General features: G+C 40.3%; 24 protein-coding genes and 1 pseudogene. 12 read left to right on the top strand and 13 right to left on the bottom strand.

The genetic code is table 11. The features are described from left to right. Position 1 precedes the first annotated feature (1 nt). Both CWC02_RS10925 and CWC02_RS10920 read right to left on the bottom strand, forming a co-directional pair. Positions 2 to 2,593, bottom strand: a complete 2,592-nt coding sequence (locus CWC02_RS10925) for a TonB-dependent receptor plug domain-containing protein (RefSeq protein ID WP_138618192.1) — start codon at positions 2,591 to 2,593, stop codon at positions 2 to 4. 590 nt (positions 2,594 to 3,183) lie between these two features. Beyond that, positions 3,184 to 3,582, bottom strand: a complete 399-nt coding sequence (locus CWC02_RS10920; protein ID WP_138600035.1) for a hypothetical protein — start codon at positions 3,580 to 3,582, stop codon at positions 3,184 to 3,186. Positions 3,583 to 3,948: 366 nt separating this feature from the next. On the opposite strand from CWC02_RS10920, the gene ccoN reads away from it, so the two are divergent. From ccoN to uspE, 10 genes are all read left to right on the top strand, one after another. Beyond that, positions 3,949 to 5,382 (top strand): cytochrome-c oxidase, cbb3-type subunit I, encoded by a 1,434-nt coding sequence (ccoN, locus tag CWC02_RS10915; protein ID WP_036967883.1) that lies wholly within the window; start codon positions 3,949 to 3,951, stop codon positions 5,380 to 5,382. 12 nt (positions 5,383 to 5,394) lie between these two features. Then, entirely contained in the window at positions 5,395 to 6,069 is a 675-nt protein-coding gene (ccoO, locus tag CWC02_RS10910; RefSeq protein ID WP_054553056.1) for a cytochrome-c oxidase, cbb3-type subunit II, read from the top strand. A gap of 5 nt (positions 6,070 to 6,074) precedes the next feature. Then, positions 6,075 to 6,260 (top strand): cbb3-type cytochrome oxidase subunit 3, encoded by a 186-nt coding sequence (locus CWC02_RS10905; protein ID WP_010373992.1) that lies wholly within the window; start codon positions 6,075 to 6,077, stop codon positions 6,258 to 6,260. Then, complete coding sequence (gene ccoP / locus CWC02_RS10900; RefSeq protein WP_054553055.1) at positions 6,257 to 7,222, top strand: cytochrome-c oxidase, cbb3-type subunit III; 966 nt, start codon at positions 6,257 to 6,259, stop codon at positions 7,220 to 7,222. Before CWC02_RS10905 ends, ccoP begins: the two co-directional genes overlap by 4 nt. A gap of 149 nt (positions 7,223 to 7,371) precedes the next feature. Continuing rightward, on the top strand, positions 7,372 to 7,863 hold the full coding sequence (locus CWC02_RS10895) for a FixH family protein (protein WP_054553054.1): 492 nt from the start codon (positions 7,372 to 7,374) through the stop codon (positions 7,861 to 7,863). Positions 7,864 to 7,872: 9 nt separating this feature from the next. Then, entirely contained in the window at positions 7,873 to 10,248 is a 2,376-nt protein-coding gene (locus tag CWC02_RS10890; RefSeq protein WP_138618189.1) for a heavy metal translocating P-type ATPase, read from the top strand. Then, positions 10,245 to 10,412 carry a cbb3-type cytochrome oxidase assembly protein CcoS gene (gene ccoS, locus CWC02_RS10885; RefSeq protein ID WP_054553052.1) on the top strand — a complete coding sequence of 56 codons (168 nt, stop codon included), beginning with the start codon at positions 10,245 to 10,247 and terminating at the stop codon, positions 10,410 to 10,412. The genes CWC02_RS10890 and ccoS overlap by 4 nt, the downstream gene beginning before the upstream one ends. Then, a complete protein-coding gene (locus CWC02_RS10880; protein WP_138618186.1) occupies positions 10,405 to 11,076 on the top strand; it encodes a sulfite exporter TauE/SafE family protein in 672 nt (223 codons plus the stop codon). Before ccoS ends, CWC02_RS10880 begins: the two co-directional genes overlap by 8 nt. A gap of 36 nt (positions 11,077 to 11,112) precedes the next feature. Beyond that, positions 11,113 to 11,847 carry an FNR family transcription factor gene (locus CWC02_RS10875; RefSeq protein WP_054553050.1) on the top strand — a complete coding sequence of 245 codons (735 nt, stop codon included), beginning with the start codon at positions 11,113 to 11,115 and terminating at the stop codon, positions 11,845 to 11,847. 102 nt (positions 11,848 to 11,949) lie between these two features. Further along, positions 11,950 to 12,873 carry a universal stress protein UspE gene (gene uspE / locus CWC02_RS10870; protein ID WP_138618183.1) on the top strand — a complete coding sequence of 308 codons (924 nt, stop codon included), beginning with the start codon at positions 11,950 to 11,952 and terminating at the stop codon, positions 12,871 to 12,873. Between the two features lie 64 nt (positions 12,874 to 12,937). Here the strand turns inward: uspE and ttcA are convergent, their stop codons facing one another. From ttcA to CWC02_RS10830, 8 genes are all read right to left on the bottom strand, one after another. Continuing rightward, a complete protein-coding gene (ttcA, locus tag CWC02_RS10865; RefSeq protein WP_054553048.1) occupies positions 12,938 to 13,831 on the bottom strand; it encodes a tRNA 2-thiocytidine(32) synthetase TtcA in 894 nt (297 codons plus the stop codon). Positions 13,832 to 14,073: 242 nt separating this feature from the next. Next, positions 14,074 to 14,487 (bottom strand): hypothetical protein, encoded by a 414-nt coding sequence (locus CWC02_RS10860; RefSeq protein WP_138618180.1) that lies wholly within the window; start codon positions 14,485 to 14,487, stop codon positions 14,074 to 14,076. A gap of 23 nt (positions 14,488 to 14,510) precedes the next feature. Beyond that, positions 14,511 to 15,026, bottom strand: coding sequence for a demethoxyubiquinone hydroxylase family protein (locus tag CWC02_RS10855; protein ID WP_138618177.1), 516 nt, complete (start codon positions 15,024 to 15,026; stop codon positions 14,511 to 14,513). A 1-nt stretch (position 15,027) separates the two neighbouring features. Beyond that, positions 15,028 to 15,450, bottom strand: a complete 423-nt coding sequence (locus tag CWC02_RS10850) for a hypothetical protein (protein WP_138618174.1) — start codon at positions 15,448 to 15,450, stop codon at positions 15,028 to 15,030. A 117-nt stretch (positions 15,451 to 15,567) separates the two neighbouring features. Continuing rightward, positions 15,568 to 15,882, bottom strand: a complete 315-nt coding sequence (locus CWC02_RS10845) for a hypothetical protein (RefSeq protein ID WP_054553044.1) — start codon at positions 15,880 to 15,882, stop codon at positions 15,568 to 15,570. A gap of 11 nt (positions 15,883 to 15,893) precedes the next feature. Next, positions 15,894 to 16,787 (bottom strand): polyphosphate kinase 2, encoded by an 894-nt coding sequence (gene ppk2 / locus CWC02_RS10840; RefSeq protein WP_138618171.1) that lies wholly within the window; start codon positions 16,785 to 16,787, stop codon positions 15,894 to 15,896. A 500-nt stretch (positions 16,788 to 17,287) separates the two neighbouring features. Then, positions 17,288 to 17,956: a DUF2987 domain-containing protein gene (locus tag CWC02_RS10835; protein ID WP_138618169.1), complete on the bottom strand. Its 669-nt coding sequence runs from the start codon at positions 17,954 to 17,956 to the stop codon at positions 17,288 to 17,290. Next, positions 17,949 to 18,767 carry a glucosaminidase domain-containing protein gene (locus CWC02_RS10830; protein WP_054553042.1) on the bottom strand — a complete coding sequence of 273 codons (819 nt, stop codon included), beginning with the start codon at positions 18,765 to 18,767 and terminating at the stop codon, positions 17,949 to 17,951. The genes CWC02_RS10835 and CWC02_RS10830 overlap by 8 nt, the downstream gene beginning before the upstream one ends. A gap of 214 nt (positions 18,768 to 18,981) precedes the next feature. Between CWC02_RS10830 and CWC02_RS10825 the strand changes: the two genes are divergently transcribed. Continuing rightward, the gene (locus CWC02_RS10825) at positions 18,982 to 20,277 is read left to right on the top strand and encodes an anti-phage deoxyguanosine triphosphatase (RefSeq protein ID WP_138602443.1); all 1,296 of its coding nucleotides are present in this window, start codon (positions 18,982 to 18,984) and stop codon (positions 20,275 to 20,277) included. 101 nt (positions 20,278 to 20,378) lie between these two features. Further along, complete coding sequence (locus CWC02_RS10820) at positions 20,379 to 21,470, top strand: DUF481 domain-containing protein (protein ID WP_138618166.1); 1,092 nt, start codon at positions 20,379 to 20,381, stop codon at positions 21,468 to 21,470. A 68-nt stretch (positions 21,471 to 21,538) separates the two neighbouring features. Here the strand turns inward: CWC02_RS10820 and CWC02_RS10815 are convergent, their stop codons facing one another. The 3 genes and pseudogenes from CWC02_RS10815 to CWC02_RS10805 all read right to left on the bottom strand — a co-directional run bounded on the left by CWC02_RS10815 (position 21,539) and on the right by CWC02_RS10805 (position 25,822). Next, positions 21,539 to 23,692, bottom strand: a complete 2,154-nt coding sequence (locus tag CWC02_RS10815; protein WP_138618164.1) for a prolyl oligopeptidase family serine peptidase — start codon at positions 23,690 to 23,692, stop codon at positions 21,539 to 21,541. Positions 23,693 to 23,853: 161 nt separating this feature from the next. Continuing rightward, positions 23,854 to 24,855, bottom strand: a pseudogene (locus CWC02_RS10810) (branched-chain amino acid aminotransferase); the annotation flags it as partial. A 178-nt stretch (positions 24,856 to 25,033) separates the two neighbouring features. Then, the gene (locus CWC02_RS10805; RefSeq protein WP_054561314.1) at positions 25,034 to 25,822 is read right to left on the bottom strand and encodes an SDR family oxidoreductase; all 789 of its coding nucleotides are present in this window, start codon (positions 25,820 to 25,822) and stop codon (positions 25,034 to 25,036) included. Positions 25,823 to 25,825 lie beyond the last annotated feature (3 nt).

Here is a 25,825-nt window from a genome sequence, read left to right as displayed (position 1 = left end):
ATTAGAACTTGATGTTCATACCAGCGAAGAAACGACGACCTAGTACATCGTATGTGTACGGGTCAGTGTTTGAGTCATTGTTACCTGAGTAGTAAGGTGCTTGCTTATCGAATAAGTTGTTAACACCTGCAGAGAATGACACTGTGTCGTTCAGGATGTATGAACCGCTGATGTCGTGGTATACAACAGTACCAACGCTTGGTACTAGACACTCGCTGTCGTCAGCAAGACATGCGTAGCTGTCTAGGCCGTCGATCATACGTGCTTGGTATTGTGCATCCCAGTTGTCGCCAGACGCGTTAAGAGTGAAGTTAGACTTAACTTTCGCGTAGCTACCGATACCTGAAGTTACAAGACCTGTGTAATCGATTGTGCTTGTGCCTGAATCAACGATGTACTCATCAAGGATTGTTACATCAAGACCTGTGCGCCAGTTAAGACCTGCAGCTTCAAATGCATACTTGAAGTTTACGTCGTAACCTTTAGTAGATTCATTACCAATGTTTTGTAATTGGTTGTTGAAGCTAATGCGACCAGTGCTTTGGTTGAAGTTGATTGCAGAAGACTGACATAGAGCAGTATCTTGGTTCTTGTATGCGCCAGTAGAAGCATCAAGACAGTTTTCAACGATGTACTGGTTGTTTACGCTTGAAATTGAGTTTTCAATTTCGATTTCGTAGTAGTCAACAGTCATTGAGAAACCGTCGAACCATTCTGGAGCGTATACGAAACCAGCAGTTACTGTATCAGCAAGCTCTGGCGTTAATTGGTCGTTACCACCAACAGTTACTTCAGCTTGGTCTTGTGCACCAGGGAAGTTAACTTGTTCGAATGAAGGTGATTTACCTTGGTAAAGCTCAGATACTGTAGGAGCACGGAATGCAGTTGAACGAACGGCACGTAGCATTAGTTCGTCGTTTACACGCCAAGTTAGACCTAGTTTCCAAGTCTCATCTGAACCAAATGTGCTGTAATCGAATGCACGAACAGCAGCGCTTAAGTCAACCATTTGAGCAAATGGTGCGTCAGCTAGAAGTGGAACAGCGAATTCAACGTAAGCTTCGTTTACGTCAAAACGACCACCAGTTGGTTCAACACGTGGGTCATTTGCAAGACCTTGTGAAGTTAGTGAATCTGGAACGTACCATGCTTTTTCTTCACGACGCTCGATACCAGCCGCGAAACCAACGTAACCAGCAGGAAGTTCCATTACTTCACCGTTAAGGCCAGCAGAAAGAACTAATAATTGGCTACCACCTGAGTTGTTTTCAGTGTAGTTGTACTGTGCAAGGTTGCTACCTGACCAATCAGCTTGGTTAAGTGGGTTGAAAGTACCCTCTTCGATTGCGTCTTGGATTGAACCCATGTTAAGTAGGTTAGTTGCACGGTCAACTGAGTCGTTACGACCGAATACTACTGAAGTATCCCAGCCCCAACCGTTGTCGAATGCACCGTCAAGACCGATTACTGCACGTACAGTATCAACAACTTGCTCATAACCACGAGGACCTACGTCAGTCATACGACGACCGTAAGAGATGTCTTCACCGTCAGCTACACCGTGAGAAAGAAGTGAATCACCCATAGTTGCTGCATCGTAAGTGAAGTCAAACCATACTGGCTGTGGAGCCATTTGTTGAGTTGACCAACGCTTAGAGTAAGTGAATTCAGAAACTAAACGCGTTTCATCAGTTACGTCAAAGTGGCCGATACCTGTAAGGTTTAAACGACGCATTGGCGTGTAAAGGTAGCTTGTTGCTGAGTAGTTATATGCATCTCCAGCAGCAGTGTAATCGTGCCATTCACCATCTGCTTGACCTTGAAGGTCTGCATTTTCAGCCCAAACGTGGCCGAAAGGTGTGTAAGAAGATCCACCACAGTAGAAGCTACCGTTTTCGTAATCTTCTTCGATTGGACAATCAGAGAAGTCACGGTCTGCTTGAGAAGCGTCGCCACGGTCTGTGTATTGTAAACCAATTACAACGTTACCACGGTCAAAGCTTGAACCCATTGTGATATCGAAAGACGTTTCGTCTGCATCGCCTTCACCAGTGATAGCACCGTTAAGGTTCATGTCTAGACCTTCGAAGTCGTCTTTTAAGATAATGTTAACAACACCAGCTACCGCGTCAGTACCATATACAGCAGATGCGCCGTCTTTTAGTACTTCAACTTGCTTGATCATTGATACTGGGATTGTGTTTAAGTCAACAGTAGATGCTGCGCCAGTACCAGAGTTGATCATACGACGACCATTTACTAGTACTAAAGTACGTTGCGCGCCTAAACCACGTAGGTCAACACGTGCGTTACCGCCTGAACCATTGTTAACAGCAGGGTTAGTCATCGCACCACTTGCTGCAGTCATTTTTTGTAGAACGCCATCGATGCTTGATGCACCCATTGCTTTGATGTCATCTGCGCCGATTAAAGTTACAGGACTAGACGTCTCCATATCGGTACGCTTAATGCGAGAACCTGTAACTTGAATTTTTTCAATAGACTCTGCTGCATCATCAGCAGCTAAAACTTGCATGCTTGAGAACATTGGGATTGCTGAAACAACAGCTAAACCAAGAATTGATTTTTTCATGTGAAAACCCTACTTGTTGGAAATTTACCTTTAGTCAGGTAGCGCTCGTTATTATTAGAATCACGAGTCAGCGGAGGGCAACTTAGGCGCAGTTAACTGAACGAAAACTGAATGAAAGACCAAATAAAAAACAACCCAAAAATGACGTACCAACTTTAGGTAATAAGGTTTCACGATGTATCAATGTTAATAGAAAAAAACACTTACATATCAGGAAAATAACATTATTAAGTAGCAAAAAAAACACGATTGAAATCAATTGCACGCACTTTGTAATCAAGTGTAATCAGAGCCCAATTAATGCTACAAATGAAATTTTTACAAGTTGATCACACAACGTTATAAAAACCGTAAAAGCTTGGTAAGACTGCTAACCATAGTTATTCACTTAAATTAACTAAATAGACAAAGTTAGTCTGTTAAACAGTGTATTAGAGGATGATTTTTTGTTTTTGTTCCGTCAGTTTGTAATACCGTATAAAAATACGGCTAATAAAGAACATCAAAGTAAAAAAAGGTGAAGCAGAAATTGCGCTAATCACAGCTTTTAGATAATTAAAAACTGCGATCAACAATAATGAAGGAAGATGTTATCGAGTTTGCAGTGAATCGAAATAATAAAGCAAGGTTTGAGGTTGATTATCGCCAGAAGTATAAGTGAGCATCATTTTCCAAGTCATAACAGGTTCAGAGCATGCGCCAACCATAGTATCAGCAACCCAAACTTGTCCTGTCTGTTTAAACTGCAGTGGGATAAAACCCATATACATGGTGACACCTTCAAGTTTTGCTGAGAGGTTTTTAGCCTCCTTTGGTAACTTTAGGTTAATCGTAAACGGTGTTTCTGGACTGATATCTGGGTTACTTAGCCAAACTTCTACATTATTAGGGTAATTGCAATGACTATTGTTCTGACAACTTGTACTTGTGCTGCCCTTATCTATACTTTGGCTATCACATGCAGCTAAAAAAAGACTAAAAAGGAACACGGGAAATAAGCTTATTCGCACTCTATTTGCCTGTATAAAATAAAGTCAGATACTAATTAGAATGCCCAAAAAAGACAACAGGCACCTAATAATAAGTCAATAAAAATACAATCTCTGACAAAAAATAACCAACAAAGCGCTAAAATTTGATTGATGTCATAATTTTATGCAATTGACCTATCTTTTTAAGGTCAAAAATTTTATCATTTCCATCGCAAAAATAAGGGTTTCTCGAGTTTGTTTTCTGAAGCTAGCACCGCTAAGTTGGCTTTAGGTAACACGCTTGTGAAGTAATAGTAGGCCCCACTTTGAATAAAAGTGGGTAATTCATTTCTAAAACGCATTTATTGCAGCGGAAGCCAGAAAATGAGCCAAACAGTAGCATCACAAACTGAGTACAATTATAAAGTTGTACGCCAATTCGCTATTATGACAGTGATTTGGGGCATCGTTGGCATGAGTGTTGGGGTTCTGATTGCTGCCCAATTAGCTTGGCCAGCACTTAACTTTGATACACCATGGTTAACTTACTCTCGACTACGTCCGTTACACACGAACGCAGTAATTTTCGCATTTGGTACAAGTGCACTTTTTGCGACGTCTTATTACGTCGTACAACGTACATGTCAAACGCGCCTTTTCTCAGATAAATTAGCAGCCTTCACCTTCTGGGGTTGGCAACTTGTTATCGTACTAGCAGCGATTACCTTACCATTAGGTATCACAAGCTCAAAAGAATACGCAGAACTTGAATGGCCAATCGATATTCTTATCGCCGTTGTTTGGGTAACTTACGCAGTGGTATTCTTTGGTACGTTAATCAAGCGTAAAGTATCGCACATCTATGTTGCGAACTGGTTCTACGCTGGTTTCATCATTACTGTTGCCGTTTTACACATCGTAAACAGCATGGCAATTCCAGTTTCACTTACTAAATCATACTCTATCTACGCAGGTGCTGTAGATGCAATGGTTCAGTGGTGGTACGGTCACAACGCTGTTGGTTTCTTATTAACTGCTGGTTTCTTAGGTATGATGTACTATTTCGTACCAAAACAAGCAGGCCGCCCTGTTTATTCTTACCGTTTATCGGTTGTTCACTTCTGGGCTCTTGTTTCTTTATACATCTGGGCAGGTCCTCACCACCTACATTACACTGCGCTTCCAGACTGGACGCAAAGCTTAGGTATGGTTATGTCAGTTATCCTATTCGTTCCATCTTGGGGTGGTATGATCAACGGTATCATGACGTTATCAGGTGCATGGCATAAACTACGTACTGACCCAGTACTTCGTTTCTTAGTTGTTTCTCTATCTTTCTACGGTATGTCTACGTTCGAAGGCCCAATGATGGCTATTAAGTCAGTTAACGCGCTTTCTCACTACACTGACTGGACTGTAGGTCACGTACACTCAGGTGCACTAGGTTGGGTTGCAATGATTTCTATCGGTGCTATCTATCACCTAATCCCTGCACTATTCTCACAAGGCCGTATGTACAGTGTTAAACTAGTTAACACGCACTTCTGGTTACACACTGTGGGTGTTGTTCTATACATCGTAGCAATGTGGATCTCTGGTGTAATGCAAGGTCTAATGTGGCGTGCAGTAAACTCAGACGGTACGTTAATGTACAGCTTTGTACAGTCATTAGAAGCTTCGTATCCGTTCTATATCATGCGTTTCCTAGGCGGTGTATTCATCGTAACAGGTATGCTAATTATGGCTTACAACGTTTATCGTACTATTGCAGCGAAGAAAGATTCGCTTCAACTAGACGCTGACGCACAATTGGCATAATGGAGTAGCACGATGAGCAATAATAATTCACAAAACAAACACGAAATAGTCGAAAAGAACGTTGGCCTAATGGCTATCTTGACTGTCTTTGCAATCAGCTTTGGTGCATTAGTTGAGATTACTCCACTAATGTTCCAAGACGATACGACTAAACCTGTTGATGGCTTACGCCCTCTTACAGCGTTAGAAATGGAAGGCCGTGATATCTACGTGCGTGAAGGTTGTTACAACTGTCACTCACAAATGATTCGTCCTTTCCGTGACGAGGTTGAGCGTTACGGTCACTACTCTGTAGCTGGTGAGTCAGTATGGGATCACCCATTCCAATGGGGTTCTAAGCGTACTGGTCCTGACTTAGCGCGTGTTGGTGAGCGTTACTCAGACGATTGGCACCATGCTCACTTAATGGATCCACGTGCAGTGGTTCCTGAGTCAAACATGCCAGCGTTTCCTTGGTTAGACGAAAACAGAGTCGATACGACCCATACACTTAAAAAGCTTCAAATATTCCGTGATAGCTTCGGAATTGATAAAGCGAGCGACCGTTACGACGGTAAAGGTTACGGAAGTGACGAAGAGCTACAAGCTGACATTGCGAAAATCGAAGCCATGAACGGTGGTCAAGGTGCAACTGAAATGCAAGCTCTAATCGCTTACTTACAACAGCTTGGCACACACTTGAAGTAATTATTATGGATTACGGAACATACAGAGGCATTTTGACTCTGGTAATTTTAGTACTGTTTATTGTGATTGTTGTATGGGCATACAGCAAGCGTAGCAAACGCCGTTTTGACGATGCTGCTAATGCCATATTTGAAGATGAAAAAAAACACAACAACACAATCTCTAATGAGGAAAAGGAGTCTGAGAAATGACTAGCTTTTGGAGTATATGGGTTATTGTATTAACCCTAGCGTGTCTTGCTATCATCTTCGGCCTACTTCTGTGGAACTTAAAAAACTACGCAGGTGTGAAAGAAGGCGAAAGCTGTGGTCACGAATTTGACGGCATTGAAGAACTTAACAACCCACTACCAAAATGGTGGACTTATATGTTCTTCGCGACATTTATTTGGTCTGTATACTACCTTGCTGCTTACCCTGGTTTAGGTAACTGGGAAGGTTTAGGTAAATGGACAAGTTCTAACCAAGGTATTACCTCTTTAGCTGAGTCTAAAGAAGCGACTGAACAAGCATTAGCTAACGGTGAGAACGTTCAATTAGACCAAGAATTTATCGCTGCTGATGAGCGTTTTGGCCCAATCTTTGAGTCATTCGCAAAACAAGATATTGAAACACTAGTTAAAGACGAAAAAGCGCTTGAGATTGGTCAACGTTTATTCTCTCAAAACTGTGCACAATGTCATGGTTCAGATGCACGTGGTGGTCAAGGCTTCCCTAACCTAACAGATAACGATTGGTTATACGGCGGTTCACCAGACAAGATCAAAGAAACACTTCTTTACGGTCGTGTTGCTGCGATGCCACCTTGGGGTGATGCGCTTGGCGAGCAAGGCATTAAAGAAATGACTGCTCACGTACTTAGCCTTTCTGGCCGTACTGTTAACCAAAAAGACGCTGCTGCAGGTGCTGCTAAGTTTGCAATGTGTGCTGCGTGTCACGGTGCTGACGGTAAAGGTTCAGTTGCACACAATTTACCATTTGGTGCACCTAACCTAACAGATAACATCTGGTTATACGGTGGTTCTAAACGTGCTGTTGAAGAAACACTAATCAATGGCCGCGCCGGTGTAATGCCAGCATGGAAAGACATTTTAGGTGAAGATAAAGTTCACTTATTAACAGCGTACGTTTACAGCTTATCGCAAGATAAATAACCACGCGGTTAATAAAATGTATAAACAATCAATCTTTTAATTCAATAGATTAATTAAGATCAAAAAAGCCTCCATCTGGAGGCTTTTTTTTAGTCTTTTGCTTTTAAATCCGATAAAATGCGTACAACGTTTTTAAAGGTATAAGTACTATGAAACCCACTCCTTGGTATAAAAACTTTTGGCCATGGTTTTTAATCTCTTTTCCTCTTGCAGCTATCATCGGCTGTGCTGGTCTTATTTATATGGCAATTGGCAACGGCCCAGATATGGTTGTTGACGATTATTATAAAAAAGGCAAGGCAATTAACCTTGAACTCAGCAAATTTAATAAAGCAAAAGCACTTTACTTACATGGCGATTTAAATGTTGCAGACGACAAAGTAACATTCACTTTCACCAAGGGTGATGCAAGCAATGTTCACTCTTTAAAAATGTCTTTTTATCATCGCACCATTAAAGCCAATGACTTTGATGTAAGCTTAATGAAAAACGCCCATGGCGATTTTACTGCCCTACTCGACACCCATGTTGACGGTGCATACACAGTGTTTATTGAACCAATCGATAACAGTTGGAAACTTAAAGAAGATGTCATTTTACCAACTGATAAAACGATTTCGATTAGCCCTGAATATAAGTAGTAAACTCTAATGTCCGATAATTGCTTTCATTGTCTTGAAAGTGTGCCAAAAGGCTTTAATGCGACTGTCGAAATAGACGGTAAGGCACAACCTATGTGTTGTATTGGTTGCCAAACGGTTGCTGAGAATATCGTCGCCCAAGGCATGACCGATTATTATAAATTTAGAACTGTTCGCTCTGGTAAAGTTGAACAGCTTGTTCCAGAGCAACTCGAGTTGATTAAAAGTTACGATAACGAAGATATTCAAGACGAGTTTATTTCAGCCACTAATGATTTATCAGAAGTACTATTAACGGTTGAAGGCATCACCTGTGCTGCCTGTGCTTGGTTAATCGAAAAACAACTACTTAACTTAAAAGCAATCAAACGTGTTGATGTAAATACTTCGACCAACCGTGCCATGATCCAATGGGATAAATCGGTTACACCGCTTAGCCAAATTATCACCTCATTACATGAAATCGGCTATAAAGCCTACCCGTTTCAGGCAGACCTTGAAGCGAGCCAAAAACAACAAGCCGCAAAAGCTTATATCCGCCGTTTAGGGGTTGCCGGTCTGATGACCATGCAAGTAATGATGTTTGCTTTCGCTATGTATTTTGGCATGTTCTCTGGCATGGAAGAGAACTTCGAGCAGTATTTTCGCTGGATAAGCTTAGTACTTGCATCTCCAGTAATTCTTTACAGTGCCCTGCCATTCTTAACCAATGCTATTAATGGTTTAAAAGCCAAACAGCTTAATATGGATTTACCCGTCTCATTAGCGATTTTTGGTGCTTATGGGGCAAGCTGTTATGCCACATTAATGTCGGTTGGCGAAGTTTATTTCGAATCTATCTGTATGTTTACCTTTTTATTATTATTAGGTAAATATTTAGAATTTAGAGCCCGTTTAAAGGCCAGCGAATTTACCGCTAACTTGCAAAAGTTACTGCCGCTCACAGCTCGTATTATTGATGATAATAATCAAGAATCGATTATTGCAGCTAAAAAACTAAAACTGGGTGATGTTGTGTTGATCAAAGCAGGTGAAACCATTCCTGCTGATGGTATTGTTACAAAAGGTCAAACAACCGTTGATGAAGCCATGATGACTGGCGAGCATCAACCCGTTAATAAGTTTGTCAGCCATCAAGTTTACGCAGGAACGATTAACCATGATGGTGTGATCAGTATTGAGATCAACAAAATCGGTCAAAATACCCTGCTTAATCAAATTATTAAGTTACAACACACAGCGTTAACCAAGCGCCCGCGATTAGTTGAGATAACAGATAAAGTAGCGCAGTGGTTTGTTGCCTGTTTATTAGTGTTTGCCTCAATAACAGCAATTGGTTGGTATCAAATAGACCCCGAGCATGCCTTTTGGGTTACTATTTCTGTACTTGTTGCAACCTGCCCTTGTGCGCTTAGCTTAGCAATTCCAACCGCTCTCACGTGCGCTGTAGCCAGCCTGACAAAACGTGGAATTTTAATTAAACAAGCCCATGTGTTAGAAACGCTACCACAATTAACAGATATCGCTTTTGATAAAACAGGTACTTTAACGCAAGGTCGCTTTACCATTGAACGCGTTGAACTAGTTAACACCCAATACAGTGAAGCTGATGCATTACGCTTAGCAGCGCAACTTGAAAGTTTCTCTGAGCACCCTATTGCTAATGCATTCGCTGGTTTCAACGACACAGTGAACCCTATTGAAAATGTGACTATCGAACCGGGTAAAGGCATTACCGCTTTACTCAATGATCAGCACCTTGCGATAGGTAAAAGCGGTTGGTTTGATACCGAAAAAGCAGATGCGCAAGCAACCTTATATATCGATAAACAAGTCATTGCTCGCTTTTACTTAGCCGACAGCCTACGTAATAACGCAGAAAAATTGATTACTACACTTCATTCGCAACAAATTAAGTGCCATATGTTAACGGGCGATGCCTCTAACAGTGGTGAGCGAATTGCAAAACAGCTAAATTTAGATACCGTGCATGCTGCATGTAGCCCTCGTGATAAACAAACCCATGTCGAAGCACTTGCCAGTAAAGGTGCCATTGTTGCTATGGTGGGTGATGGCGTGAATGACAGCCCAGTATTTGCCAGTGCCCATTTATCTATTGCAATGGAAACAGGCGCTGATATTTCCAAAAATAGTGCCGATGTGGTATTACTCAATAGTGATCTAACGGCTATAGAACATTTGCTTACTGTCTCGAAAAAGACGCGCCGTATTGTTAAGCAAAACTTGGCATTATCACTTATTTACAATGGTTCGATTTTACCATTGGCAGCCCTTGGGCTCGTAGCTCCTTGGATGGCCGTCATCGGTATGTCTGCAAGCTCCATTTTGGTTATTACCAACTCATTAAGGTTATTAAAACTATGAGTATCATCTATATGCTTATCCCAATTGCCATTTTATTTGTGCTAATTGCAATCGGGGTATTCTTTTGGGCTGTAAAAAGCGAGCAGTTTTCTGATTTAAATAAACAGGGTCACAGTATTCTGTTCGAAGACGATAAAGAGCAGCATAACAAAAGTAATGATTGATCCGCTGTTTATTAGTGCATTTATAATGGGCTTGTTAGGCAGTGGTCACTGCCTAGCTATGTGTGGCGGCATTGCCAGTAGTTTACAACTTGCTGCCAACAAAAATCGAGCAGTAAGCTTTTCGGTTGCATACAACCTAGGCCGAGCACTCAGTTATATGCTGGCCGGTGCACTCGTAGCTGGAATTAGTAGTCGCTTCGCGGCGCAAAATACCAGTATATCGGTAGCTTTGTCTTTTTTGAGTGGTATTTTTATGCTACTAGTTGGGGTTTACATAATGCGCTTAGCGGCAACCCTACAGTGGCTAGAAAAACTAGGCAAGGCGCTCATATGGCAGCATTTAGCTAAACTCAATCGTTTTTTATTACCGGTCGATACAACCCCTAAAGCCTTGCTTTATGGCGCTTTGTGGGGTTGGTTACCCTGTGGCCTAGTTTATTCTGCGTTAACCTGGGCACTCACAAGCCCATCAGCTCTTCACGGTGCAGGCGTAATGTTATTTTTTGCTTTGGGAACTTTTCCAGCAATGATCAGTGTTGGTCTTGTTAGTCAAAAAATAAATACTCTTTTTAACCATGTTTGGATAAGGGTTATTCTAGGCAGCGTAATAATATGGTACGGTATATACTTATTAATTATAGCAACCGATAAGTTAATTCATTAACCTAAAGTTGTTAACCTATTTGAATGGATTTGATGTATGGACTTCTCACAAAACAAGTCAAAAGGCTTATGCACAATTAGCTGTAATAATTGCAGTATCAGCCAGCTATGTTTGCCATTTTCATTAAACGGTCAAGAAATGGATCGTCTCGATGAAATCATCGAACGTAAAAAGCCTCTACACAAAGGTGATTATTTATTTGAGTCTGGCGAAAGCTTAAATGCTATTTATGCGGTACGCTCTGGTTCATTTAAATCGTATACCTTGTCTGAGCAAGGTGATGAGCAAATTACTGGCTTTCACTTGGCTGGTGATTTAGTCGGTTTCGATGCAATCAACAAAATGGCTCATCAAAGCTTTTCGCAAGCCCTTGAAACTTCAATGGTATGTGAAATTCCATTCGATACTCTAGACGAATTAGCAGGTAAATTACCTAAGCTACGCCAACAAATTATGCGTTTAATGAGTAATGAGATTAACTACGACCAAGAAATGTTATTGTTACTCAATAAAAAGTCAGCTGAAGAGCGTCTAGCAAGTTTTATTTATAATCTTGCGGAGCGTTTTGGTGAACGTGGTTTCTCACGTAAAGAATTTCGCTTAACCATGACACGTGGTGAAATCGGTAATTATTTAGGCCTTACTGTTGAAACAATTAGCCGCCTTTTAAGCCGCTTCCAAAAAGCGGGCTTTATTAAAGTTGAAGGCAAATTTATCACTATTTTGGACCAGCAAGCGCTTGCAGCAACCGCAGCGATTAAATGTAAATAGAGTTTGATTTAACGCAACTTTATATTGTTTGCCCCTTTAACTGTTCTAAATTTAGGTTACACTCAAAGTACTACTTTTTGCGGAACAGTTAAGGAGCAGCACATGGACGCAATTAAACGAATTTTAGCAGTTATAGACCCAACCAAAGAGCAGCAACATAGTTTAAGCCGCTCAATTGATCTAGCCAAAAAATCTGGCGCGACCATCACCGCTTTCCTCAGTATCTACGACTTCTCTTACGAAATGACCACTATGCTTTCTGCTGATGAGCGTGAAGCAATGCGCGAAGCCGTAATAAAAGACCGCCAAGAATGGTTAAACGAGCAGATTGCCCTATATCCTGATCTTACTATTGATAGCTGTGTGGTTTGGCATAACCGTCCGTACGAAGCTATTATCAATACCGTGATCAATGATGGCTTTGATCTTGTTGTTAAAGGCACCCATCAACACGATACACTTAAATCGGTTATCTTCACTCCTACTGACTGGCATCTTATTCGTAAGTGCCCTGCACCAGTTTTACTTGTTAAAGAGAAAGAGTGGCCAGCAAAAGGCAATATTTTAGCTGCTGTAAACGCAGTGAGTGAGAATGAACAACACCTTGAACTTAACAAGCGTATTATTAATGACGCTCGCTTCATTTGTGACTTGGCCAACGCCACCCTTAACTTAGTAAATGCCTACCCAGCAACGCCGGTTAATATCGCGATTGAAATTCCTGAGTTTAACCCAGGTGTTTACAACGAATCAGTTAAAAAACATCACTTTGAATCAACGCTTTCATTAGCTGAAGGCTTTGATATTGACCAAGCTCATTGTCACATTGAAGAAGGCTTACCTGAAGATGTTATTCCTGATGTGGCTGCACGCCTCAACAGCGAATTAGTAGTGATTGGTACAGTTGGACGTACTGGCTTAAGTGCTGCACTTGTCGGTAACACCGCAGAGCATGTCATTGATAGCCTTGACTGCGATGTGTTAGCGTTAAAACCAGATGGCTATGTAAGCCCACTTGCTAAGTAACCATTTAAATATGCATTAAAAAAGCCCCAGTTTGGGGCTTTTTTATATATACAGTTTAAGAGTTTTATATATTTGTTACATCAATAAATAATGATTCATCAATGTTTGTTGATGAGACCACCGCCTCGCTAAAGTCATAGCTTTCACGATTGCCTTCTCTATCAAGTGGTAAATTTTCAAAATCAAATAAGTTTCTATCTGCAAGCTGGCTTGGGCTGACATTCTGTAAAGACTTAAAGATACTTTCAACACGACCTGGAGTTTTCTTATCCCACTCTGTCAGCATCGCTTTGATTGATTGACGCTGCAGGTTTTCTTGTGAGCCACATAAATTACAAGGAATGATCGGGAAGTCTTTGTGCTCGGCGTATTTAATTAAATCTTTTTCACGGCAATATGACAACGGACGAATGACCACGTTACGTTCATCATCAGAGCGCAATTTTGGTGGCATCGCTTTTAGTCGTGAACCATGGAACATATTTAAGAACATTGTCTCAACGATATCATCCATGTGATGACCAAGTGCTAGTTTGGTTGCGCCAATTTTTTCGGCAAATGAATAAAGTGTGCCGCGACGAAGTCGTGAACACAGACCACAGGTAGTTTTTCCCTCTGGTACTTTTTCTTTTACTACTGAGTAAGTATCTTTATCGACGATGTAATATGGAATATTTAGCGTTTCAAAGTAATCAGGCAAAATGTGCTCAGGAAAACCAGGTTGCTTCTGATCAAGGTTTACCGCAATCACTTCAAATTTAATTGGCGCTGCTTTTTGTAAATTAAGCAAAATATCTAGCATTGCAAAAGAATCTTTACCACCACTGATACATGCCATAACAACATCACCGTCTTCGATCATGTTATAATCAGTAATTGCGGTACCAACATGCCTTCTTAGACGCTTTTGAAGTTTATTAAATTCAAGAGTTTCTTTTCTAGTATCAGTTTGATTCATTTGCTCTGCTCATACAGGCTTTAGTAAGCCATGTTTCATAGTAAAAAGTTCGGCGTGGATTATACGGACTTTTTGAGCGAGTTGAAATGATTAGCGTGGGATAATTAAAACGCTTCTCTTGTAGAGATACCACGTAAAGCAAAGCGCTTTGGGAATGAAGGTTAAGGATTCAGGTTATTTATATTTATAACAGGTTAAGTAGTGTTTTCTGGATTTACTAAATAATTTATATGAAACAACAATTAATCTAAAACGTTCGAAGCAGCTACTTCCGCCTCGATTATGGCTCTATGCGCTTTTAAACTAATATTTGTTGAATAAAAATCTGCTGCTATTTTAAGCTCTTGTGGTGATAATAAACTAAGAATTTTAAGCTTAAAAGCCATCTTGGCGGCACTCATGTCTGTTGGCTCTGCCAATACCGATGTCCCCATCGCATTTATCAACAATTGCTTTTGACTTTCAGGTAAATCTTTTAGTGTATCTGCTAATATTTGCTTTGTATCGACCTCTACATTACCACCAAGGCCATTGAAGATTTCATCCATTTTCAATGCATTATAGAACCGTTCAAATTCTAATTCTGCATTTGGCTCAGACTGAGCCGAACACACGATAAATGGCAACGAAAACAAAATCAGCAAACAAACTCTCATTTAATTATCCTTATTTTTTAGTTTTACAACTTAGTCGAAAGCCAAATAGCAAATTTAGTGGAGTGCTTAACGACTAATCTGATTGGTGAATAATAAAGCGAACTTGAACCATTCACTTTACCTAGGTTCTGGTGTTCAATTTCATCTTGTTGAATGCTTAGTACCGTTTGATATGCGCTTTTATTATTTTTCTCTAAATAGCTTAATTGCCATTCTAGATGATGAATAACCGTTGATTCAACGGCTTCTGTACACACCCAAATTGCTTTACGGCCAAATAAAGCAGTAATCAAACCTAAACAATAACCACCCAAAGACCAAAACCAGATTGCGTGGCAATGCCGTACTTTATGTTCCTTTAACCAACAATCAAAAGTTTTGAAATGCTCGATTTCATGATTTAGCATTTCTTTAAGCTGTACAGAGATATCTTGATATAAAAACTTAGCGACAAATAACTGAGCCTTATAAATGCTTATCGCCCCAAATTCACCTGCATGATCAACACGCACAATTCTAGCGACTTCTTTTGAGATCATCTTAATTGCTTACTGTGCATTTATAACGGGAAGCTGTACAAGCAAGATCAGGCCAGTCATCTCTACCCCAGCAATACTTATCATTTCTAAGTGGTTTTAGATGCCAAACTACTGGCTTGCCCTTATTATCTAAGCGAGTTTCATTTTCAAGCTGCACACGGACTAAATTTTTCTCTGCTGAGAGAATATTATAAACGAAGGTTTTTCTCGCTTCAGACTCAGAAATATAGCCCTGTTCGTCGTAAGAAATTTCTAATGTGTTGTTTTTGAAAGCTACGGTATGAAAATTAGCTTCACAAACTGGGCTATTTGTAGACTGCCATGAGCCTTGCAACTTAGTTTGCATTTCTTGGTTGATAAGTGAATGACTACTACACGCTGAACATAGCAGTAAAATAACAAAAATAGACGCTAAAGGTTTCATTAAGATGCTTTTAAGTCCCTGAAAGATTGACATTTAGCATATCGAGAATCGTGAAAATGTCCAGCGATACGCTTAATAAAAACAAAGGGCACAATAGCCATGTGCCCTTTGTTAACTTTAAGCGCTTTTAGTTTTAGCTTTTTTATTCTTTGCCAATCGTTTGGCACGTTTTATAGCCGATTTTTTCGACGCATTTTTCTGCGCAATTTTTAACACTTTAGCCTCTTTTAATTGCTTTTTTGCTGCTTTAAAGCGCTTTTTAGCATTTTCAGCTAGGTTCTCAGCTTCGCTGGCACACTCTACAGCTGCTTGTGCTTTTAGTGCTGCATCTTTTGCAAGTTCAGTGGTTCTTGCCACTTCTTTTTTACTCTTTTCAAGAATTTTTTCGAGCTTAGCAAGACGTTTCTCAAATACTGACTGTGAATTTTGCATAGTATTCTCCTTCACTGGCGTATAGACATGCGGGTAGGTTCGGTAACAATAAGCGAGTCGACACAATTTACTACATCGTGATCTTTCTCCGGGTAATCTAAACAACTTAAGAAGTGGCGCATACAGTTGATACGCCCGCGCTTTTTATCGTCAGATCGAATTTGTGTCCAAGGTGCATCCTTAGTATGGGTATGAAACATCATGGCATCTTTGGCATCACTATAATCATGCCATTTAGCCAGTGATGCCATATCAACTGGGCTTAGCTTCCATTGTTTGAGTGGGTCGTTTTGGCGCGATTTAAAACGTCTAAATTGCTCTTCTCTACTAACCGAAAACCAATATTTAAATAGCTTAATACCGCTATTCACCAACATACGCTCAAGTTGAGGTGTTTGACGCATAAACTCCAAATATTCGTGATCATCGCAAAACCCCATTACCTTCTCAACACCAGCTCGGTTATACCAAGAACGATCGAAAAGTATGATTTCACCCTTAGTAGGTAAGTGGTTAATGTAACGCTGGAAGTACCACTGTTCTCGCTCTCTAGTAGTTGGCTTTTCTAAGGCTACCACGTGTGCCCCGCGAGGATTTAAATGCTCCATAAAACGCTTTATAGTGCCACCTTTACCTGCCGCATCTCGACCTTCAAATAAAATCACAATTTGTTGTTCGGTCTCTTTTACCCAGCCTTGCATTTTTAAAAGCTCGATTTGCAATTCGTGTTTATGGCGCTCGTATTCAACTACGTCCATTTTGCGTTTATATGGGTATTTACCGTCAGCATTCCACTTTAAGCTTGGGTTTTTAACATCTAGATCAAAAACCACATCCTGTTTAGCATTGTGTTCGGATAAATTCTGCTGTTTTACTGATACAGGTTCGACATTGACTGTCTGCATAACGACTCCTATTAAACTATAACTACCTATATTGAGAACTTTATAGTTTTACTTTAAGCCAGTTATAGCTAAGTAACTTGATCTAAATCTATATTTTCATTCCTTAAAAATTCATTTAAAAATAGAAAGTTAGCACTTAATAATTAAGTAAAGATCAGGCTAGCAATATACAATCAAGTCTTTTTTCTATAATAAAAAACAATCAGAGAAAACTAATACATTCCGACTATTTCTATGTTTCAAAACACACTGAACCTTAAATACACAGCAATACAAATAGTTAGGAAAAATATGAATCAAGGGAATAATTTAGAGCAAAGAAACAGTCATAGTAATTGTACTAACTACGATGAATTTTCAATTTTGCTCATACGTCTAAATGCTGAGATAAACTTTTGAAAAAAGAAACATAAGAACTATCTGTGCTTCACAACGAAAAAAGGACCTAATTAAGGTCCCTTTTGTCGAAGTTTAAACGCTTTTAGCCAATATATAGTCCGTTATTTAACAATCCAAGGTGTGGCGCTGATAAGCTCAGCATGACTGTTTAACACTGTGTTATCGTCTTGCCAGTCGTCTGTTACTTTTATTGAGCAACGCTGCTCTTTACAGCTAACGCCATTTGCCGAGATAGCGTCTTGACCATTAAATTTAAGTACAACACCTTGTTGTTCAGGAAGCAAAAACCACATTAATTTGCTGACAAAAAAGCCTGATAAATCAGATAACAGCTCGTCAAACTCTTCATTTAACGTATATAAGTTTGCTTTACTAAGTTCAAAATCTGCCAAATCAGTCGCTTCAATCTGTAACTTTAATTGGCATTCATGTTTAGGGTTTTCTGGTTGCACAACAATAACAGCTTTATCTGTATCTAATTGCTTATCAAAAGGTAAAAGTAACTGAGCTTTATCTGTATAAGTTAAGTCAAACTCTTGTTTTTCTGTAATTATTTTACCTGATTTAATAGTGCATACTTCGTTACTAGCAATATCAGACAAATAAAAGTTAACTTGAGCGTATTGAAACTCACCTTTATTCACGACTTTTAAACGATCATAAAAGCCATCATAAGCAATAACAAATTCAGTTGCTGCGGCTTTAGAGGAAACCGCGCTTAGCGCAACCGCGATGGTTGCTGCTTTTAACCATGGAAGGAGTTTATTCATCAAAGTAAGCTCTATTTTGATTTATCATAGTGTTTAATTCATCAATATATGCTTCACGGCGCTCAGAGTATGATAACAAACCTTGTGTTAACTTGGTTGCTTCTATAGGTTTTTGCTGGCGACGTAAATCGGCACGAATTAATCGTAAATCTTTATACGCAGCATGGGTATTAATATTTTTAAAATATGAGCTTACAGCAGCACGTACCGATTTAAATGCTGTCACTTCATGGGCCGCTTCGTTAGCACGGCGACGAGGAACCATGCCACAACCCTTTTTGTAACACCATTGACCGAAAAAGTTTAAACCAATCCGTGCAAAGCGTGACGTGCCCCATGCTGATTCATTTGCTGCTTGCATTAGCGCAAGCTCTTTAGGAATGATATCAACTCGACGTAGTGCTTGGGTAAGCGATAAAGTGTCAATAGTGTTAGGCAACTTGTAGCTGGTAAGAATTTTTTTAATATCTGACTTTTGCTTGCTCGTAAGCGGCTCATTGTACTCAAGCATCATGCGCGCAATTTCTAGTTTAGCTCGCTGCTGTAAAATTTTTTTATTTTCGGCCTCAACATGTGGGCGAATAAAATCAAAAAAAGCATGTTTCTTCTCTTTTACATCAGTAAATGCTGCAAAGTCAGGCAGTTTTACATTATGTAATGGTTTTTCTTTTTTGATTACGCGCTGGGTTCCGGTAGGCGTGCTCTGAGTTTGTTCAGATTCTTCAACTGTCACTTCTTTTTCGATAAATGGCGAAAATAACGCCCATGCAAAAAAAGCGGTTAATAAAGCTCGAAAAACGTACTTAAGCATGTATTCTCTCAAATAAACTACTACTCATGTGCGGTTAACTCACGCACACACAAAGGCGAAGTATACCAAAGCAGATGATTTTTAGCGAATTCAGCACTATAAAACCACCCATAAAAGGGACAAACTATTGACGTAACAGTGTAGTTTGCTCGCAATTTTCAAGCGCTTGCGTATACTGAAAAGTAAGCAAACAAGGAATAGGAAGGTTATTTTTATGTGCCAATCTTGGCAAGCTCGCATTATTAATCAACAAAAATATCGTCCAAACGATAACCGCTCAGCTTGGCAGGTTGACCGCTCTCGAATCATACACGCCGCAGCATTTAGGCGTTTGCAGGCCAAAACTCAGATTATGGGTATTGGCTTAAATGATTTTTATAGAACTCGTCTTACTCATTCTTTAGAAGTTGCCCAAATTGGCAGTGGTTTATTACGCCATTTGAAAAAGCAGCACCCTGAATTTACGAATTTTCCTAGCGGTAGTTTACTCGAAACCTTATGCCTTGCTCATGATATTGGCCACCCTCCTTTTGGTCATGGTGGTGAAATAGCATTAAATTACATGATGCGCGATCATGGTGGCTTTGAAGGTAACGCGCAAACACTTAGAATTGTCTCTAAGCTTGAGCCCTATTCAAATGGCTATGGCATGAACTTAACCAGGCGCACCTTGTTAGGTTTTATTAAATACCCAGCCTTCATTGATGATTTGTGGCACAGCATTCCACCTTTGAGCGAGCAGCGTAGCTTTATTAAAGCTGACCATTGGCGACCAGCTAAGGGGTTATACACCGACGATAAAGATATTTTCGACTGGATCATGGAGCCACTGTCTAATAACGATAAAGCACTGCTGAGCAGTCATTATAAGGTTGATGAATTTAGAGCCAAAACCCACTATAAATCGATAGACTCAGCAATTATGGAATTAGCTGACGATATTGCGTATGCCGTTCATGATTTAGAAGACGCTATAGCAACAGAGGTTTTAACGTTGGCTGATTGGCAAAATCATGCCCTTGTACAACTACAAGAGCTTGACTCTGCGTGGCTAACCACTCATTTAAGCTCGATAACCGCCAGACTCTTTTCTCATCACGAGTATGAGCGTAAAGACGCCATTGGTGAGTTGGTAAACACCTTTATTATTAACGCTCAGTTAGTTGTACAAAACGCAGATTTCGAATCTGAAATATTACAGTACACGGTGAGTCTTCCAGATGAATTTGCCGAAATTCTTAACGTGCTAAAACATTTTGTTTTTAAACGCTTAATTCGTGAGCCGAAGATGCAGCAAGTGGAGTTTAAAGGGCAAAACCTGCTGATTGAATTATTTAGTGCTTTTGCCAGCGACCCAATGCGCTTATTACCAGAAACAACGCAAGAAATGTGGCTAAATGCGCACCAACAAGGCGATAATGCGATGCGCATAATCTGTGATTATTTGTCAGGAATGAGTGACGAATACGCCTACAAAACCTATCAGCGGTTGTTTTTGCCCTCTGCTTAAGTAATTTTTGAACACTATTTGATAGTGTTCTAAAATTAAGCAGGTTATTAATAAATAATCGCACTTCTTTAGATGCATTCTATTTAACATGGATTGAAATAATGCTCAAAAAATACCTGCTCATCAGTGCAGCTGTTGCAAGTTCATTTGCTTGCTATAGCGCAGAAACACTTCCAGATCCGCTTCTCGAAGAGCGCGGCATAATAATTAAAGATGCCACCCACTTTGATTGGATACGGCTTAATTCTGGCGAATGGCTCAAAGGCGAGCTTGTCTCTTTGTACGATAAAGAAGTTGAGTTTGACAGCGACATTCTTGATACATTAATGATTGATCGCGAAGATATCTATATGATTATTTCAGATCGCCATCATACGGTTCGCTTTAACGATGGCAATGAGCTCAGTGGTACACTTAATATATCGGGCGGTTATGTAAAAGTTGGCGAACAAGAAGCTAAATACCGTTATCGCGATTTAGTCTCAATTGCTCCCTCTGTTGAAAGCGAACTCAGTGCATGGACTGTAAAGTTATCCATGGGTGCAGATTTGGCCCGTGGAAATACTGACCAAACTGAATATTCTATTAAAGCTGACATAAAGCGCCGTACTGCTTCAAGTCGATTTTTATCTGAGATTTTAGGCTATCGCACTACCAGTGATGATCAAATTACTAAAAACAATATTCGTGCTAACGGTACATTTGACTGGTTTTACACACAAAAAATGTATTATCGCCCTATTTTCTTCGAATACTATCGTGACCCGTTCCAAAATATCGCCAATAAATACACTGTCGGCGCCGGTGTTGGTTATTATGTGATAGATACCGACAAAACAGAATGGGATTTTACAGCGGGACCTGCTTATCAAAAAACCCAATTTGACACTGTAGCAGCTGGAGAAGATAAGAGTAACTCATCAATGTCTTTGTTTATTTCTACAAATTATGAGTTAGAGATCACTAAGAAAATCGATTTTTCATTAAATTATCGTTACCTAACTGCAAACAGTGATGCTGGCGGTGACTCTCAATATGCGATGGCTGCGTTTGAATTTGAGATCACTGATGATATTGATTTTGATGTGTCATTAGTTTGGGATTACCTTGCCGACCCCATTGCCGATGAAAACGGTGTAGTACCAGAAAAAGAAGATTACAAAATGATTTTCGCGCTGGGTATCGATTTATAAACATCTCGATTATTCGATACAAAAACGCCGAGCTTAGCTCGGCGTTTTCATTTTAGTTAAGTAATATCCTATAGCGATTTAACACCCATGTTGTATAGGGTAAAACCATAGATATCAGCGTATTGATCGATGATCTTACTTGTTGGTGTTCCTGCACCATGACCTGCATTTGTTTCAATGCGAATAAGATACGGATTTTGTTTCGCACCTTTTTCTTGTAGCTCTGCTGCAAACTTAAATGAATGCGCAGGCACCACACGGTCATCATGATCCCCTGTTGTCACTAAGGTTGCAGGGTAGCTAACACCTTCTTTTACATTGTGAACTGGTGAGTAGCCTTTTAAGTAATCAAACATTTCTTTACTTTGTTCACTCGTACCGTAGTCATACGCCCAACCAGCACCGGCTGTAAAGGTGTGGTAACGCAGCATATCTAAAACACCTACAGCAGGAAGCGCAACTTTAAATAGCTCAGGGCGCTGTGTCATAACCGCACCAACTAATAAGCCACCATTTGAGCCACCACGTACCGCTAGGTAATCAGGTGAGCTGTATTGTTTTTTGTTTAAGTACTCAGCCGCAGCAATAAAGTCATCAAATACATTTTGTTTCTTAAGCTGTGTACCATTTACATGCCATTCTTTACCGTATTCGCCACCACCACGAATATTAGCAACAGCATAGATGCCACCGTGCTCAAGCCACGCCGCTACTGTAGGGCTATAACTTGGTGTTAGACTTACGTTAAAGCCACCATAGCCATATAAAATAGTCGGATTTTTACCGTTAAGCTCAGTGCCTTTTTTGTACGAAATAATCATCGGAACTTTGGTGCCATCTTTTGATGTATAGAAGACTTGCTCAGAGATATATTCTTCACTATTAAATTTAGCGCCCGACTTGCGATACACATCAGACTTTCCTGACTCAACATCAAACGAGTAGGTATTGCCTGGTGTAGTGTAATTCGTAAATGAGTAATACAGTGTTTGTGCATCGTGCTTGCCACTAAAGCCATATGCAGTACCTACACCTGGCAGGCTAATCTCACGCACCAATTTACCTGATTTATCGTATTGTTTTACTTGCGAAATCGCATCAACCATATACTTAGCAAAGAAGTAGTCACCGCCTTTCGAAATGCTAAGTACATTGTCAGTTTCAGGGATTAAATCTTGCCAATTTTCAGGTCTTGGATCAGCAGCATCCACTGTTACTACACGCATATTGGGTGCGTTTAAGTTAGTCACCAAATACAGTTTCGAGCCGTCATTATCAATAATTGAGGTATCTGAGTCAGTGTTATCTAAAATCGTCACTAGCTTGCTGTCAGGCTTAGTTAAATCTTTGATAAACAGTTTATTACCTGATGTTGAAGTACTTGCAGCAATAATTAAATAACGATTATCACGGGTCACATCAGCACCAATATAACGATGTTTCTGAGCCTCTGTGCCACCATAAACTAATTGATCATCTGCTTGTGCCGTGCCTAACTTATGGTAGTAAACTTTATGTTGATCTGTTTTTGCAGACAGCTCACTACCCTTAGGCTTATCGTAGCTCGAATAATAAAACCCTTCGTTGCCAAGCCAAGAGATACCGCTGAATTTTACATCGACTAATGCTTCTTCAATCGGCTGTTTAGTCGCTGTATCAATAATGATGATTTTACGCCAGTCACTGCCGCCTTCAGAGATTTGATAAGCCGCTAGCGTGCCGTCTTCTGTGAATGTTAAGCCCGACATTGAGGTTGTGCCGTCACTACTGAAGGTATTAGGATCTAAGAACACCTCAGCTTCTGAGTCGCCTTTTTTACGATAAACTACATACTGATTTTGCAGACCATCGTTTTTATAAAAGTAGGTGTACTCACCCTCTTTAAATGGCGCTGTGACTTTTTCGTAGTTCATCAGCTTTTCAAGGGTAGTTTTTAGCTCATCGCGATACGGAATATTTTTTAGATAAGAAAAGGTAACGTCATTTTCGGCTTTAACCCATTGTGCGGTTTCGTCGCTCATATCGTCTTCTAACCAACGGTATGGATCGGCTACTTTCTCACCGAAGTACTCGTCAACAACATTGCCTTTTTTAGTTTCTGGATAATTCACAGCAGCTTTAACCTCTGCAGTTTTCACTGTTTGTTCTGTTTTTGTTGGGGTGGATTCACCGCAGCCCGCCAATGCAACAACAATTGCACATGCTAGTGTTTTCTTGATCATAATAAATTTACTTTTAGTTATTGTTAATAAAATGAAAGTAAAATTAAAGCATTAGAATGTCTAGTAATTTGCGGTTAAACACAGGAAGTGCTGTAAACCAATGTAAAAACAAAAAAGCCACGTAGTAACGTGGCTCTTCAAAGTATGTATTTGCTCAGCGATTATACTTTTGTTAACCAGCCATGAGTATCTGCTGATTTACCCCATTGAATATCATTCAATGCTTGGCGTAATTTAGCAACTTTCTCACCTGGTTCACCCGACCCCACTTTAAACTCTTGGTCGTTATGAATAAGTGTGCCAACCGAGGTAAGTACCGCAGCGGTACCTGATAACGCAGCTTCAGTACCTGGTTTAGCGGCTCTTTCTAGTAACTCAGACACTGTAAAGTTACGCTCAGATACTGTCATACCTAAATCTTTAGCAATCGTTAAAATACTATTACGCGTCACACCGTGTAAGAATGTGCTATCAAGTGCTTTTGTGATGATCTCATCACCATCAATTAGGATGAAGTTTGCAGCACCAGTTTCTTGTACATCACCACCAGGGCAGAATAAAATTTGGTCTGCTTGATGCTCTGAGCGAGCTTCTAAGATTGGACCTAATGCACTTGCGTAGTTACCACCACTTTTAACCATACCCATGTGTGGTGCGCAGCGCATGCCGTCTTCTTCAAGTAATACACGTAATGCTGTAGCACCGCCTGAGAAATAATCACCTACTGGCGAAAGTAATACATAAAGCAAGGAACTCATTGACGGTGCAGCCGCTTTACCGATTGCCGCTTCTGTACCAATGTGAGTTGGGCGAATATACATTGAACCCGGCGGTGCTGGTGTTTCGTCTGCATACTCTTTAACAATGTCTTTGATCATTTGCTCAAGCATGCTTTCGTCAAAGTCAGGTAAGTTAAGTAACTTAGAGCTTTGTTTCATACGCGCAATGTTAGCATCCATACGAAAGATATAGACCGAGCCATCTTCGTGACGAAAAGCTTTTAATCCTTCAAAACAGGTGCTTGAGTAATGTAATACGTGAGCACCCGCATGTAATTCGATTTTATCAGATGGGACCAGCGCGCTTTCACTCCATGAGTTATCAGCAAAACGTGCTTGGATCATTTGTGGCATAAATACAGTACCAAATGCGGCCATTGTTGTTCTCTCTTGTTTGGACTACTTTTACCCCATTGTATGCTAATCCATCCCCGTTTAACCATAGCAAACTAGTGCCTTTTATCGATTAAAGTGATAATAATCCGACCGTTCGGTACAAAAAACGCGCAACTCAAGCTGCGCATTGTTTACTGAGAATTATTCACTGGCAAATGACAATGGATTATCGGTAATTCATTTTTGCTGTAAGGCGATTAAAAAAGCCCGGGAAAAAACGCTTGATAGTCGGTGCTAAACCACTTATTCCTTCACCAATAACAACTTCATCTTTCTCAGCTTCTATGGCTTTAATCATTTTTGCAGCCGCTTTTGCCACATCCATGCCGTTTTCGATTGATTCCTCTGGCTTATTTTGCGGTTTACCTTGGCCATCTAACGAATTATGCGCAATGGCTGTTTTAATTGAACCTGGGCAAATAGTCAGGCAATTCACATTTTTGTCGGCTAGTTCTGCTCTTAAGCAATCCATAAATCCCACAACTGCATACTTAGAGCCCGAATAACCAGTTCTGAATTTTGAACCGACTTTACCCGCTACACTGCTAATTGATACCACCATGCCCATACCTTGCTTCACCATCTGTGGTACGACCGCCTTAGTTAAAGCAATTAAACCAAAATAGTTTACTTCCATCAGTTGGCGATAGACCGTAAATTCGTTTTCTAAAAATAGACTACGCTGCGACACCCCACCGTTATTGATAAGCACATCAATGCGGCCAATTCGCTCGATCACTGCTGGCATATCTTCAAGTAAGGCTTCGGGCTTTGCCAAATCAAGAGCGACCACATGATGATTACCGCCGAGTCTTGTATTAAGAGCGTTGAGTTTTTCCTCATTACGGGCAGACAGTACTAGCGTTGCCCCTTTTGCCGCCAATTGCTCACAAAGTGCCTCACCAATTCCAGAAGATGCCCCAGTAACCCAAACTGTTTTACCATTTAATTGCATGTG

The sequence above is a fragment of the Pseudoalteromonas sp. S2721 genome (genome assembly GCF_005887425.1).
In the GTDB taxonomy this organism is placed as follows: Bacteria; Pseudomonadota; Gammaproteobacteria; order Enterobacterales; family Alteromonadaceae; genus Pseudoalteromonas; species Pseudoalteromonas simplex.
This window is presented reverse-complemented; position numbering and strand designations above follow the sequence as displayed.